The organism is Actinoplanes sp. NPDC048796 (genome assembly GCF_040650035.1).
GTDB lineage: Bacteria > Actinomycetota > Actinomycetes > Mycobacteriales > Micromonosporaceae > Actinoplanes.
In genome coordinates, this window is sequence record NZ_JBEZGO010000020.1 from 89,177 (window position 1) to 102,135 (window position 12,959).

The 12,959-nt window shown below is 72.2% G+C and carries 11 protein-coding genes; 6 read left to right on the plus strand and 5 right to left on the minus strand.

The annotated features are described in order from the left end of the window. Both AB0C26_RS42145 and AB0C26_RS42150 read right to left on the minus strand, forming a co-directional pair. Entirely contained in the window at nucleotides 1–1,752 is a 1,752-nt protein-coding gene (locus AB0C26_RS42145; protein WP_360259739.1) for a SpoIIE family protein phosphatase, read from the minus strand. A gap of 23 nt (nucleotides 1,753–1,775) precedes the next feature. Next, nucleotides 1,776–4,394 (minus strand): glucosidase, encoded by a 2,619-nt coding sequence (locus AB0C26_RS42150; protein ID WP_360259741.1) that lies wholly within the window; start codon nucleotides 4,392–4,394, stop codon nucleotides 1,776–1,778. Nucleotides 4,395–4,449: 55 nt separating this feature from the next. Here AB0C26_RS42150 and AB0C26_RS42155 point away from each other — a divergent pair, with 55 nt between their 5' ends. From AB0C26_RS42155 to AB0C26_RS42165, 3 genes are all read left to right on the plus strand, one after another. After that, on the plus strand, nucleotides 4,450–6,351 hold the full coding sequence (locus tag AB0C26_RS42155; RefSeq protein WP_360259744.1) for an amylo-alpha-1,6-glucosidase: 1,902 nt from the start codon (nucleotides 4,450–4,452) through the stop codon (nucleotides 6,349–6,351). Nucleotides 6,352–6,482: 131 nt separating this feature from the next. Then, nucleotides 6,483–6,635, plus strand: a complete 153-nt coding sequence (locus tag AB0C26_RS42160) for a hypothetical protein (protein WP_360259747.1) — start codon at nucleotides 6,483–6,485, stop codon at nucleotides 6,633–6,635. Between the two features lie 77 nt (nucleotides 6,636–6,712). Beyond that, the gene (locus AB0C26_RS42165) at nucleotides 6,713–8,281 is read left to right on the plus strand and encodes an FAD-dependent oxidoreductase (protein ID WP_360259749.1); all 1,569 of its coding nucleotides are present in this window, start codon (nucleotides 6,713–6,715) and stop codon (nucleotides 8,279–8,281) included. Here AB0C26_RS42165 and AB0C26_RS42170 read toward each other — a convergent pair. After that, a complete protein-coding gene (locus AB0C26_RS42170) occupies nucleotides 8,194–8,412 on the minus strand; it encodes a hypothetical protein (protein WP_360259751.1) in 219 nt (72 codons plus the stop codon). The two genes, AB0C26_RS42165 and AB0C26_RS42170, sit on opposite strands and share 88 nt — an antisense overlap. Nucleotides 8,413–8,480: 68 nt before the next feature. Between AB0C26_RS42170 and AB0C26_RS42175 the strand changes: the two genes are divergently transcribed. Continuing rightward, the gene (locus AB0C26_RS42175; protein WP_360259753.1) at nucleotides 8,481–9,311 is read left to right on the plus strand and encodes an LLM class F420-dependent oxidoreductase; all 831 of its coding nucleotides are present in this window, start codon (nucleotides 8,481–8,483) and stop codon (nucleotides 9,309–9,311) included. Next, the gene (locus AB0C26_RS42180; RefSeq protein WP_360259755.1) at nucleotides 9,308–9,727 is read left to right on the plus strand and encodes a TIGR03668 family PPOX class F420-dependent oxidoreductase; all 420 of its coding nucleotides are present in this window, start codon (nucleotides 9,308–9,310) and stop codon (nucleotides 9,725–9,727) included. Before AB0C26_RS42175 ends, AB0C26_RS42180 begins: the two co-directional genes overlap by 4 nt. On the opposite strand, the gene AB0C26_RS42185 is transcribed toward AB0C26_RS42180, so the two are convergent. Both AB0C26_RS42185 and AB0C26_RS42190 read right to left on the minus strand, forming a co-directional pair. Further along, the gene (locus AB0C26_RS42185) at nucleotides 9,724–10,326 is read right to left on the minus strand and encodes a hypothetical protein (RefSeq protein WP_360259757.1); all 603 of its coding nucleotides are present in this window, start codon (nucleotides 10,324–10,326) and stop codon (nucleotides 9,724–9,726) included. The two genes, AB0C26_RS42180 and AB0C26_RS42185, sit on opposite strands and share 4 nt — an antisense overlap. Next, on the minus strand, nucleotides 10,323–11,204 hold the full coding sequence (locus AB0C26_RS42190) for an ATP-binding cassette domain-containing protein (protein ID WP_360259759.1): 882 nt from the start codon (nucleotides 11,202–11,204) through the stop codon (nucleotides 10,323–10,325). The genes AB0C26_RS42185 and AB0C26_RS42190 overlap by 4 nt, the downstream gene beginning before the upstream one ends. 80 nt (nucleotides 11,205–11,284) lie before the next feature. Here AB0C26_RS42190 and AB0C26_RS42195 point away from each other — a divergent pair, with 80 nt between their 5' ends. Next, nucleotides 11,285–12,913 carry an SCO7613 C-terminal domain-containing membrane protein gene (locus AB0C26_RS42195; RefSeq protein ID WP_360259761.1) on the plus strand — a complete coding sequence of 543 codons (1,629 nt, stop codon included), beginning with the start codon at nucleotides 11,285–11,287 and terminating at the stop codon, nucleotides 12,911–12,913. Nucleotides 12,914–12,959: the final 46 nt, after the last annotated feature.

Here is a 12,959-nt window from a genome sequence, read left to right on the forward strand (position 1 = left end):
TCAGACGGTGGGGTCCCGGGGGGTGGCGACCAGCAGCAGCGCCACGTCGTCGTCGGGGGCTGTGGCTTCGGCGTGGTGGAGGACCAGGTCGGCCAGGGCGTCGATGTCGGTGGTGGTGTGGCCGGCCAGGAGGCGGTGGACGCGGGCGATGCCGTCGTCGATGGTGGCTGTGCGGCTTTCGACCAGGCCGTCGGTGTAGAGCATCACGATCGCGCCCGGTGGCAGGTGGCAGGTCTGGTTGCGGCGGGAGACGCGGCGGACCGCGCCGATCAGCGGGTCGTGTTCGCCCAGCGAGACGGCTCGGCCGTCCAGCAGCACGACGGGTGCCGGGTGGCCGGCGTTGGCCCAGGTCAGCTGATGTCCGCCGGCGGGGTCCGGCTCCAGGTAGGCCAGCAGCACCGTGGCCAGGTTCTCCAGGCCCGCCACCCGGCGGGTGTGCTCCAGCCGGCGCAGCACCGCCGACGGTGGCTCGTGCCGGTCGATGACCAGGGTGCGCAGCATGCTGCGGTACTGGCTCATCGCCGCCGCCGCGGTGACGCTGTGGCCGGTGACGTCGCCCATGACCAGCACCAGGCGGTTCCCTTCGAGGGCCAGCGCGTCGTACCAGTCGCCGCCCACGTGGTCCTCGTGGTGGGCGGGGGCGTACCGGGCCGCCACCCTCAGCGTCGGGTGGTGCGGCAGCGGGCTGAGCAGCGCCTTCTGCATCACCGCGGCCGCCGCCCGCCGGTCCGCCAGCACGTCGGCGCGGGTCAGCGCCTGCACCACGAAACCGGCCAGCGCGGTCAGCACTGCCTGCTCGCCGGAGTCCAGGATGTTCGGCTGGCGCCAGACGAACGTCAGCGCCCCGGCCGGGCCGGTCGCCCCGGGCAGCGGCACGCTGGCCGCCGACTGCCAGCCCAGTTCCTCGAACGTGCTCAGCGCGTCCGGCGCCGTCGCCGCGACCGCCGCCAGGTTGGGCAGCAGCACCGGCCGGCCGGTCCGCGCGGCCAGCGCCGACGGGGTGCGCGTCCCGTCCGGGTAGAGCGCCCATCGGTCGGCCTGAACGGACGGCAGCAGCCTCTTCGACGCCAGCGCCACCTGTTCGCCCTCGGCGAGCAGGGAGACTCCGACGTACGCCGGGTCGAGTGTGCCCGTCACCAGTTCCCGCACCGCGTCGACCACCTTGTCGACGCTGTCGGCGTCGGCCAGGGCCGCGCTGGCGTGCAGCAGCAGCCGGGTCCGGCCGGCCACGGTCTCGGCCGCGTACCGGGCGATCCGTGCCCGCAGGGCGTCGGAGCATGTGGCGGCCAGGTCGGCGAGCAGGGACAGCTCGGCCTCGGTCCAGTGCCGGGGCTCGTGGTCGATGGCGCACAGGGAGCCGAGCACCTGCCCGTCGGCGTCGGTCAGCGGCATTCCCGCGTAGCCGACCACGCCCAGGTCGTCGACGGCGAGGCTGTCGCGGACCAGGGGGTCGGCGCGGGCGTCGACGACCACCAGCGGCTCGCGGGTGGCCACCACGTGCTGGCAGAAGGAGTGCGACAGCGGGGTCTGCCGTTCCCGCGCCCACGGCTGGCCCAGCCCGCAGGCGCCCGGGAAGACCTGCCGGTCGTCGCTGACCAGGGACACCAGGGCGACCGGCACGTGCAGCGTGCGGCGAACGATCTCAGCGAACCGGTCGAACGCCTCGTCGGCGGCCGCGCCGAGGCCGGTGTGCCGCAGCGCCGCCAGCCGAGCCTGGCCGGCCAGCGTCCGGCGCAGATCGTCGTCGAGCATCCGGCAATTATGGGACGGCCGGATCAGCGGCGCAGCGTCAGGATCAGGTCGACGACCAGGGCGGTCCAGCCGGTCTGATGCCACGCGCCGAGGCCGGCCCCGTTGTCGCCGTGGAAGTACTCCGGGAAGACGATCAAATCCTTCCAATCCGGGTGGGTCTGCAGGAGTTCGGAGGCGCCGTAGATCGGGCGGTGGCCGTTCTCGTCCGGCAGGAACAGGGCGATCAGCCGCCGCGAGATGTCGTCGGCGATGTCGGCCAGCGGTTCCTTCTGTTGCGAGCCGGTCGGGTACTCCGCCTTGATGTCGTGGCCGAAGAAACCCGCGTACTCACGAAGGGCCTCGATGAGCAGATAGTTGACCGGCATCCAGATGGGGCCGCGCCAGTTGGAGTTGCCGCCGAACAGGCCGCTCGTGCTTTCCGCCGGCTCGTAGCCCACCGTGAAGTCGGAGCCGCCGAGCGACACGGTGAAGGGCTTCTCCAGATGCGATCGGGAGAGGGTCCTGATCCCGTACGGGGAAAGGAATTCCTCCGGGTCGAGCATGCGGCCCAGGACGCGCAGCAGCTGGTCCTGGCCGACCATCGCCAGCAGGCGTTGCTGGCGGCCCTCGGGGGAGAGGCGGCGGGCGCTGATCACGTCGGCCATCTCGCCCTGTGACGCGCGCAGCCAGCGCAGGCGGGCGCTCAGCTCGGGCAGCCGGTCCAGCGTGGCCTTCGTGATCCGGGTGGTCGCGGCCAGCGGGAGCAGGCCGACGATGGAGCGCACCTTCAACGGCAGCTTGTGGCCGTCGGGCAGGCGCAGCTGGTCGTAGAAGAAGCAGTCCTCCTCGTCCCACAAGCCCTGGCGGTAGGCCGCCTCCGCGATGTAGGCGAAGTGTTCGAAGAACTTCGTCGCCATGTCCTCGTAGGTGCGGTCGTGCAGGGCGAGCCGGATCGCCATGTCGAGCAGGTTCAGCGCGTACATGGCCATCCAGCCCGTGCCGTCGGACTGCTCGAGCACACCGGCCACCGGCAGGGCGGCCGAGCGGTCGAACGGGCCGACGTTGTCCAGGCCGAGGAAGCCGCCCTCGAACACGTTGTTGCCGCCGACGTCCTTGCGGTTGACCCACCAGGTGAAGTTCATCAGCAGCTTGTGCATGACGCGGGCCAGGAAGTCGAAGTCGCGGCCGCCGTCGATCTCGAAGACGCGCAGCGCCGCCCACGCGTGCACCGGCGGGTTGACGTCGCCGAACGCCCACTCGTAGGCGGGGATCTGGCCGTTGGGATGCATGTACCACTCGCGCAGCAGCAGCACGAGCTGGGCCTTGGCGAAGCTGGGGTCGACCCGGGCGATGGAGACGCAGTGGAACGCCAGGTCCCAGGCCGCGTACCAGGGGTACTCCCACGGGTCGGGCATGGAGATGACGTCGAAGCTGTTCATGTGCCACCAGGCGTTGTTGCGCCCGTAGCGCCGGCCCGGTGGTGGCGGCGCCGAGCCGGGGTCGCCGGCCAGCCACTGCTTGACGTCGAAGTGGTAGAACTGCTTGCCCCACATCAGCCCGGCGATGCCCTGCCGGGCCACGGCCTTCTCCTCGGCCGACGCGGCCGCCGGAATCACGTCGCCGAAGAACTCGTCGGCCTCGGCCAGCCGCGCGCGCATGACCTCGTTCCAGTCGTCGGCCAGGTCGAGCGCACCGACCTGGTCGTCGTCGGCCGCCAGCCGCAGGCGAATTGTCCGAGTCTCGCCGGCGCCTAGCGTTACTTTATACCTGAGTGCACCTTTTGTGCCGGTCAGAGCGGGGTTCACGGTAGGGGCGCCGGAAACCACGAAGTCGTTGATGCCGTCCTTCGGGAACATGGTCGTACCGGGCTGGCCCCACAGGCGCTGCGAGTTGGTCTCGTTGTCGCAGAGCAGCGGCTCGCCCCGCTCGTCACCCTCGAGGACGATGCTCCCGAGCGTGCGATGACGCCCGGCGAGCCGGCCGGGACGGCCGACGATCGACGGTACGGCGCGATTGGGCAGCCCCCACGACCACGTGTTCCGGAACCACAGCGTCGGCAGCACGTGCAGGGTGGCCGGCTCCGGGCCGCGGTTCGCGATGTGGATCGCGATGCACATGTCCTTCGGGGACGCCTTGGCGTAGTCGACGGTCACCGCCCAGTAGCGGTCCTCGTCGAAGATCCCGGTGTCGGCGAGCTCGTACTCCGCCTCCTCCCGGGAACGCTGCCCGTTGACGCGGACCAGCTGGTCGTACGGGAAAGCCTCCTGCGGATAGTGGTAGCGCCAGCGCATCCACGAGTGCGTGGGCGTCGAGTCCTGGTACCACCAGTACTCCTTGGCGTCCTCACCGTGGTTGCCGCCGTCGCCGCCGAGCCCGAACATCCGCTCCTTGAGGATCGGGTCCTGCCCGTTCCACAGAGCCAGCGCGAAACAGAACGTCTGCCGGTCGTCGCAGATACCGGCCATGCCGTCGTCGTTCCACCGGTAGGCTCGCGACCGCGCGTGGTCATGGGGAAAGTAGTCCCACGCCGTCCCGTGCTCGCTGTAATCCTCCCGGACCGTGCCCCACGCGCGCTCCGCCACGTAGGGGCCCCATGCCCGCCACGGCTGCTCGCCGGAGTCCGCCTGCGCCAGGCGTAAGCGCTCCGCCACGCCGTGTCTCACCCCCACTATCCGTTGTCACCTAGTTTGATTGTGCCCGAGAACTGGAGGTCATCTGATGGCTACGCTGCGCAGGACGGCGTTCGGCCCCCAGGTGTGCGGGCACCTCGGCGAGTCCGCCACTCGTGAGTGGCTCGTACCCGACGGCGCCGGCGGATACGCCATGGGCACGATAAGTGGTCTGCGGACCCGGCGCTACCACGGATTACTCGTCGTCGCGGGGGAAACGCCGGCGTCGCGCCGGCTCGGTCTGGCCTCTCTGGACCCGGTTCTCACGCTTGCCTCGGGTACGTCCGTACGCCTGGCCACCCACGAATGGTCCGACGGCACCATCGCCCCGCGCGGCCACGAACTGCTGACGAGTTTCGAACTGGTCGACGGCCTGCCCCGCTGGCGCTGGCGGATCGGCGACGTCGTCCTGGAACGCGTGCTGGCCATGGAAGCGGGCCGCCCGGCCGTCGCCGTGGTCCATCGCCTGCTCACCGGCGGCCCGGTCGGCCTCACCCTGGACGCGCTCTGCACGTGGCGCGACATCCACGGTGAGCGCACGGCGTCCGGCCCGCCGCCGGCGGTCACCGCCGCCGAGGGCGGGTGCGTGGTCGAGGAGGCGTACCGCTTGCGGGGTCCCGAATTCCGCCCGGCGGGTGCGTGGTGGCGCGGGGTGCGGCACCACGAGGAGGCGGCGCGGGGCCTCACCCCGACCGAGGATCTGTGGTACGCCGGAAGCTTCCACGCCGAGCTGCGCCAGCCCGGCGCGGTCGCGTCGGTCACGGCCTGGGCGGGCGATCTGAGCTCGCCCCCGCCGCCGGCCTCGGAGGTGGTGGAGGCCGCGCAGGCCCGCAACCGGGCCGTCGTGGCGGCGGCCGCACCCGCCGACGACGACCAGGCGACCCTCGCGCTCGCGGCGGACGCCTTCATCATCCGTACCACCACAGGGTTCGACGTCGTCGCCGGCTATCCGTGGTTCGGCGCCTGGTCCCGCGACACGATGATCAGCTACGAGGGCCTGTTCCTGTCCACGGGCCGGTTCGACGAGGGAAGAACTTTATTGCTGTCGTACGCGGCGACGCTCTCCGAGGGCATGCTGGCCAACACGGACGGCCAGTTCAACACCGCCGACGGCAGCCTCTGGTTCATCCACGCGGTCGGCCGCCACGTGGCCGTGACCGGCGACGTGGACCTGGCCGCCACCCTGCTCCCGGCGCTGCTGGACGTGGTCGGCCACCACCTGCGGGGCACCCGCTACGGCATCGCCGTCGACCGGTCCGACGGCCTGCTCCGCCAGGGCGCCCCCGGCGAGGCCCTGACCTGGATGGACGCCCGGGTGGAGGGCGTGCCCGTCACCCCGCGCGCGGGCAAGGCGGTCGAAATCAACGCCCTGTGGGTGAACGCCCTGGCCACGGTCATCAAACTGGCCTGGCAGGCCCGCACCGGAGCCGGCCCCGCCGTGAAGGCCCACCCGGAGGCCCTGACCAGCTTCGCCCGCCGCTTCCCGGCCCCGTCCGGCTGGCTCTACGACGTCCTCGACGGTCCCGCGGGCGACGACGCCACCATGCGCCCCAACCAGCTCCTGGCCTGGTCTCTGCCGTACGCCCCGCTCCGCCCGGCCCCGGCGGCGCTGCAGGCGATCGGCGCCGCCCTGATGACCCCGCTGGGCTTGCGCAGCCAGGCCCCGAACACCCCCGGCTACCACGGCACCCACCGAGGCACCCCGGCCGCCCGCGACGCGGCCTACCACACCGGAACGGTCTGGCCCTGGCTGATCGGCCCCTTCGTCACGGCCTGGCACCGCATAGGAGTCCCCGCCACCCAGATCATCTCCGACGCCGACGACCACCTGTCCGAATACGGCCTGGGCTCCATCTCGGAAACCGCCGACGGCAACGCCCCGCATGCCGCCACCGGCTGCCCCTTCCAGGCCTGGTCGGTAGCCGAGGCCCTCCGAGTCCGCCGCCTGTAGTCAACCTCCTGTCCCGCCGGGTAGATGCGCCAAGGGCTGGATCACCTACGAGCCCGCGGCCACCGGCAAGCCGGACGGCGTCGAATACCGCAACGACACGACGGGCGCCCGCTGGGAGTGGTAGATCCGCGGTGGTGATGCGCGTCGGCGTGGCGTTCATCGCGGGATTCAGCGAGCGGCTGGCCCAGGACGCCATCACCCGGGCCAGCAGCGCCATTCCGGCCACCGAGCTGCCCGAGGATCCGGCGCTGAAGCCTCCACCCCGGTCGGGAAAGCCGGCATAGGCATAGTTCAGTTCAGGGAATCGGCCGCCAGTCGGGTGACGCATGGTTGCGGGCCGCGGGGCTGGCACGGTGGCTGCATGACTCAGAGCACGCCGTCGTTTCCCGAAGTGGGGGATGTGGAAGCGGCCGCCACGGTGCGGTTGAGCGCGGAGCAGTTCGAGCGGGCCGCGCGGTACGGGGTGGTGGCCGAGGTCGAGCCGGGGCAGCGTCTGCCCAATGACCTGACCCTGTGTGACACTGCCACGCTGGCCGATGGGCTTGTCGCCTACGGGCCAGGCGGGTTCGCCGGGGAGCTGAGCGTTCTCACGGGGCAGAAGCCGGCTCTTTCCGTACGGGTGGTGACGGCGGGCCGGGTTCACCGGCTGGACCGGCCGGCTTTTCGGCGGCTGATGGCTCAGCAGACGGATCTGTCGGATCTGTTTCTGCGGGCGCTGATCGCGCGCCGGCGGCTGCTGCGGTTGAGCGCGGAGCAGACCACCCGCATCATCGGTGATCCGCGGGGTGGGGACGGGCTGGCCCTCCGGGTTTTCCTGTCGCGGCAGGGGCTGCCTCATCTGTGGCTCGACGCCGCTTCGGTGGAGGCTCACGCCGTACTCAACAGGGAGGGCCTGCGGGAAGACGACCTGCCGGTTGCTTTCACGCCGGACGGGATCTTGCGGCGGGTGACGCCGGGTGTGCTGGGGGAGCGGCTCGGGCTCACCTATCGGGCCGCCGGGCGGGGTGTCGTCGACCTCGCCGTCGTCGGGGCCGGACCGGCCGGGCTGGGTGCGGCCGTCTACGGCGCTTCCGAAGGGCTGAGCACGCTGCTGGTCGACGCGGTCGCCACCGGCGGGCAGGCCGCGACCAGCGCAAGGATCGAGAACTATCTGGGGTTCCCGTTCGGGCTCAGCGGCTCCGACCTGACCACGCGGGCGGCCGTGCAGGCGCTCAAGTTCGGGGCCGAGATCGCCAGCCCGTGCGAGGTGGCGGCGCTGCGGACCGGGGAGAAGGAGCATGTGCTGGTGCTGTCCGACGGCACCGAGGTGCCGGCCCGGGCGGTCGTCGTCGCCACCGGGGCGGCCTACCGGACGTTGCCGATCGCCCGGTGGGACCACTTCGTGGGCAGGGGGATCTACCACGCCGCCACCGATCTGGAGGCGCAGGGCGTCGCGGGGGAGGCGGTCGCGGTGGTCGGCGGGGCCAACTCGGCCGGGCAGGCGTCGCTTCACCTGGCCCGGTACGCCGAGCACGTCACGCTGATCGTGCGGGGTGCCGACCTCGGGGCGAAGATGTCGGCCTACCTGGTCGAGCGGATCCGGGCCGACCCGCGGATCACCGTGCGGACCGGCACCGAGATCACCGGGCTGCTGGGTGAGGAACGACTCGACGGCCTGACCGTGACCGGACTCGGCGAGCCGCTGGCGTGCCGGGGGCTGTTCAGCTTCATCGGCGCGGTCGCGGCCACCGGGTGGCTGGCCGGGCCGGCGCTGGACGAGGACGGGTTCGTGCTGACCGACGGGCCGGGGGCGCTGCCGTTCGAGACGAGCGTGCCGGGGGTCTTCGCGGCCGGGGACGTGCGTCACGCCTCGCTGAAGCGGGTGGCGGCGGCCGTGGGGGAGGGCGCGAGCGCGGTCCGCTCGGTGCACCAGGCGCTGGCCCGGGGGTGATCCTCCGTGCAGAGGGGACAGAGCCGGGTCACGCCGTGGCGTTCGCAGTACTCGTTCGTCTTCTTGAAGGACACCAGGCCGGCCAGGAAACCCACCAGCAGGGCGGCGACGACGACTATGCCGAGGATCATGGGACTCTCCTCCCGCGCTTTCCCCTCACACGTCGCGGGGCGGCGGGCCGGTTCATAGGATCAGCGGCATGGATTTCGGTGTCGGTTACTTCCCCACCCATGACGGCGTTCGGCCCGGTGAGATCGCGAGGCGGGTCGAGGAGCGCGGGCACGCCGCGCTGTACTTCGCCGAGCACACGCACATTCCGGCCAGCCGCGAGACGGCGTGGCCCGGTGGTGACGTGCTGCCGCAGAAGTACTCGCACACGTACGACCTGTTCGTCGCTCTGACCGCGGCCGCCGAGGCCACCAGCCGGCTGCGGATCGGGGCCGGGGTGTGCCTGGTCATCGAGCGGGACCCGATCACCACGGCCAAGGAGGTGGCCAGCGTCGACCACCTCAGCGGCGGGCGCCTCGACTTCGGCGTCGGCATCGGCTGGAACCGCGAGGAGATGCGCAACCACGGCACCGACCCGCGCACCCGGGTGCGGCTGTTCGGCGAGCGGATCAAGGCGATGAAGCAGATCTGGACCGAGGACGAGGCGACGTTCCACGGCGAGTTCGTCAACTTCGACCGGATTTGGTCGTGGCCCAAGCCGGCCCAGAAGCCGAACCCGCCGGTGCTGATCGGCGGCGGCGGCGAGAGCGTGGTCGATCGGGTTCTGGAGTACGGCGACGGCTGGTTCCCGCAGTGGCGCGACGACAACATCGCGGCCCGGGTGACCGAGCTGCGCGCCCGGGCCGACCGCTACCTGCAGATCCAGATGCTGAGCGTTCCGCCGGACCCGAAGGCGCTGGAGAAGTGCGCCGAGGCCGGCGTCGAGCGGGCGTCGGTGTGGTTGCCGTCGGGCCCGTGGAGCGTCGTCGAGCCGGCCCTGGAGAGGTGGGAGAAGGCGATCGGCGAGCTGGTCGGGCGGTGACGCCGGCCGAGCGCTTCGCCACACAGCCGGTGGCCCGGCTGGCCACGGTCGGCGCGGACGGGGCGCCGCATCTCGTGCCGATCGTGTTCGCCCTGATCGGCAACGTGATCATCTCAGCCGTGGACGCCAAGCCGAAGCGGACCCGCGCCCTCAGGCGGCTGGCCAACATCGCCGCCGAGCCGCGCGTCAGCGTGCTGGCCGACCATTACGACACCGATTGGCAAACCCTGTGGTGGGTACGGGCGGACGGCCTGGCCCGGGTCCGCGACGACCCGCCCGCCGGTGTGCCGGAGCTGATCGCGCGCTATCCGCAGTATCAGCAAGCCGCTCCAGCCGGCCCGTACCTCGAGATAACCGTGACGAAGTGGACAGCGTGGGACGCCACGGCTCACAGTTCGCCGGGGGCGCCCGCCTAGTCGCCGGAAAGGTCGCGGCGGATGCTCCAGATCGCACCGGCCATGGCCAGGACGGTCCAGAGGGTGAACTTGAGCAGGCCCTCGGGCTTGCCGCCGGCCGCCTCGAGGAAGGACGTGAACGGCCACGGGTCCTTCAGCTGGCCGAGCAGGCCCTCGACGAAGGTGATGAAGCCGATGTAGCCGGCGAAGAGCCAGAGCGGGCGGCGTACGAGGGTCGCGTTGGCCACGCCGAACAGGGCGATCATCGGCAGGGCGATCAGGGTGCCGGTGAACTGCTTCGACTCCTGGCTCCCGATGAACGTGAAGCCGCTGATCACGGCGAGGGCCACCGCGATCAGCACGGCGGCCACGCACTGGCCGGCCAGCACGACCAGCCGGCGCGGGCGGCCGAGGAACAGGAGTACGGCCGTGCGGTGCTGGTAGTGGGCCGACGTGGTGACGACGGCGATGCCGAAGACGCCCAGCCCGGCGAAGAGCGACCAGAAGTCGGCGCTGAGGAAGCCGAACATCATGGCCAGGGCGATCGTGCCGGCCAGCGACACCCAGCTGGAGCGGATGGAGAGCGTCCGGTAGAGCTCGCTGCGGATCACGGCGATCATGAGGCGCCCCCGGCCAGTTCGAAGAAGAGCTGTTCCAGGGTCGGTGCGTCGGAGGCGAGCTCGTAGATCGGCTGCTGGACCGCGAAGGCGATCTCGCCGGCGTCCTCGGGGGTCAGGCCGGTCACGTGCAGCACGTGGCCATCGGTGGTCACACCGGCCCCGGCGCTTTCGAAGGCGGCCCACAGGGCGCGCGGGTCGCGCCCGCGGACGCGCAGCCGCATCGCCTGCCGGCCGGTCAGCGCCTGAAGGGGCTCGGCCAGGCGGATCCGGCCGCCCGCGATGATCACCACGTCGTCGACCAGCTGCTCCAGCTCGCCGAGCAGGTGGCTGGAGATGAGCACGGTGCCGCCGGCCTCGGCGTGACCGCGCAGCAGCCCGCGCAGCCAGGCCATGCCGGACGGGTCGAGGCCGTTGGCCGGCTCGTCGAGCACGAGGATCGACGGCCCGCCCAGCATGGCGGTGGCCACGGCCAGGCGCTGCCGCATGCCGAGTGAGTAGTCGCCGGTCCGCTTGCGTGCGGCGTCGGCCAGGCCGACGTACTCCAGAAGCTCGTCGACCCGGCCGGCGCCGGCGCCGCAGAGGAGAGCCTGCGTGCGCAGATGGCCGCGCCCGGTCTGGCCGGGATGGCTGAGCCCCTGCTCGAGGACCGCGCCGACCTGGCGCGACGGCCGGTCCAGGTCGCGGTAGCGGCGGCCGTTGAGCAGGGCCTGGCCCGAGGTGGCCCGGCTCAGGCCGAGCAGCACGCGCAGGGTGGTGGTCTTGCCCGACCCGTTCATCCCGAGGAAACCGGTGACCCGGCCCGGCGAGGCGGTGAACGTGACGTCCTTGACGGCGTCGATCCCGCCGTAGGTCTTCGTCAATTCCCGGATCTCGATCATCGCCGCGCATTATGTCGGCCTGGGTCAAGTGAGTACGCGGACTCATCCGCCGGCGGCCGGCCGCGACAAGGATCGACGGCATGACTCATCCTGCCGCGAACACCGAGCTGGCCCTGGCCGATGCCGAGATCACCGAGCTGATCCGGCGGCTGGGCGCGGCCCGCCTGGCCGTACGGGAGATCGAGGTGGCGCTCGATCAGGCGTGGAAGCGGCGGAACGCCATCGCGGCGCCGGCGGCTTCCGGCGGTTTCGTGCGGAACGCGCTGTTCATTCTCGGTGGGCTGCTGCTGGCGGTGGCGGCGATCGTGTTCACGGCGGTCGCCTGGGCGCAGTTCGGGATCGGCGGGCGGGCCGTGCTGCTGACCGGGTTCACGGGGGTGGCGCTCGCGGTTCCGCCGGCGGCGGCGCGGCGTGGCCTGACGGCCACGGCCGAGACGTTCGCCGCTGTGGGTTTTCTGCTGACGCTGCTCGACGGGTACGCGGCGTGGCACGTGAACCTGTTGGGCGTCGCGGACGGATCGGGCTGGGGGTACGCGGCGGCGGTCTTCGCCGTCACCGGAGCCGTGGCCGCGGGGTACGAGCACTTCACCGGGCTGGTGGCGCCCCGCTATGCCGCTCTGCTCGTGGCGCAGCCGGTGATGCCGTTGCTGGTGGCAGTCGCCGCGCCGGGCCTGACCGGGTGGGCGTTCGCCTTCGTGGGGGTGGCCGCGCTGGATGTCGCGGTGCTGGCGACCGGGCGCCTGCGCCTGGCCGCCACGGTCGCGGGTGGTGTGGCGGTGGTGGCGGCTGGGGTCTGTGCGCTGATCGGGCTGGCCTCGGACGAGCCGTTCGGGGCGGCGGCGGCGCTGGTCGCGGCGGCGCTCGCCGTGGTCACGGGGGCTGTCGTCGCCCGGCGGCGGACCGCCCGGGCCATCGCGACGTCCCTGCTGCTGGTGGCGTTCGTGGTCGCGGCCGGCCGGGTCACCGCGGTGCTGAGCCCGGCCGGCTGGCTGGTCGACGTCGCGGCGGTAGTCGTGGTGGCCGCGTTGTTCGCGTCTCTGATCGGTGCGCGGATCGCGGCTCTGTCGGTGGCGGCCGTCCTGGGGATCGCCGTCTTCGTGGTGACCGTCGACCAGGTGACCATGGCTCGGGCCGACTGGTCGGTTCCGGTGGCGCTGGCTCTGCTGGTCGCGGCCGCGATCGTGCTGGTCCCGGCGGGCCGGCGTGGGCCGGGTGCGGTGCTCGGGGCGTACGCCGTCCTGGTCGACGCGGTGGTCCTGGCGCTCGCTCACGCTGGGGTGAGCGTGCTGGAGGCGTACACCCTGCCCACCGCAAGCGTCGCCCTGCTGGCGGGAATCCTCGTCCGCCGGGCGCGACCGGCGGCCGGAAGCTGGACCACCTACGGCCTCGCCCTGGTGGTGGCGCTGGCGCCGAGCCTGATCGCGATCGTCGCGGGCGACGGGCAGCATCCGCGGCGGCTGCTGCTCGGTCTGGGCGCGCTGGCGATCGTGCTGGCCGGGGCGCGGGCCGGACTACGGGCCCCGGTGCTGCTCGGCGGCGGCGCCCTGGCCCTGGTGGCGCTGCACGAGATGGCGCCGGTGTGGGACCTACTGCCGCGCTGGATCCCGCTCGCCGCGGCCGGGCTGCTGCTGGTGGCGCTGGCCACGACGCTGGAGCGCCGGCGGCGTGACCTGGACCGGCTCCGCGCCACCCTGCACCGGTTTTCGTAAAGCCGCGTCCTCCGCCGCCGATCTGAGGGCCTGTCATTCCCGAGAT

Coding starts and splice junctions, on each gene's coding strand:
- AB0C26_RS42190 (WP_360259759.1), bottom strand. CDS start 11,204: ATGATCGAGATCCGGGAATTGACGAAGACCTACGGCGGGATCGACGCC.
- AB0C26_RS42185 (WP_360259757.1), bottom strand. CDS start 10,326: ATGATCGCCGTGATCCGCAGCGAGCTCTACCGGACGCTCTCCATCCGC.
- AB0C26_RS42145 (WP_360259739.1), bottom strand. CDS start 1,752: ATGCTCGACGACGATCTGCGCCGGACGCTGGCCGGCCAGGCTCGGCTG.
- AB0C26_RS42155 (WP_360259744.1), top strand. CDS start 4,450: ATGGCTACGCTGCGCAGGACGGCGTTCGGCCCCCAGGTGTGCGGGCAC.
- AB0C26_RS42170 (WP_360259751.1), bottom strand. CDS start 8,412: ATGATCCTCGGCATAGTCGTCGTCGCCGCCCTGCTGGTGGGTTTCCTG.
- AB0C26_RS42195 (WP_360259761.1), top strand. CDS start 11,285: ATGACTCATCCTGCCGCGAACACCGAGCTGGCCCTGGCCGATGCCGAG.
- AB0C26_RS42165 (WP_360259749.1), top strand. CDS start 6,713: ATGACTCAGAGCACGCCGTCGTTTCCCGAAGTGGGGGATGTGGAAGCG.
- AB0C26_RS42175 (WP_360259753.1), top strand. CDS start 8,481: ATGGATTTCGGTGTCGGTTACTTCCCCACCCATGACGGCGTTCGGCCC.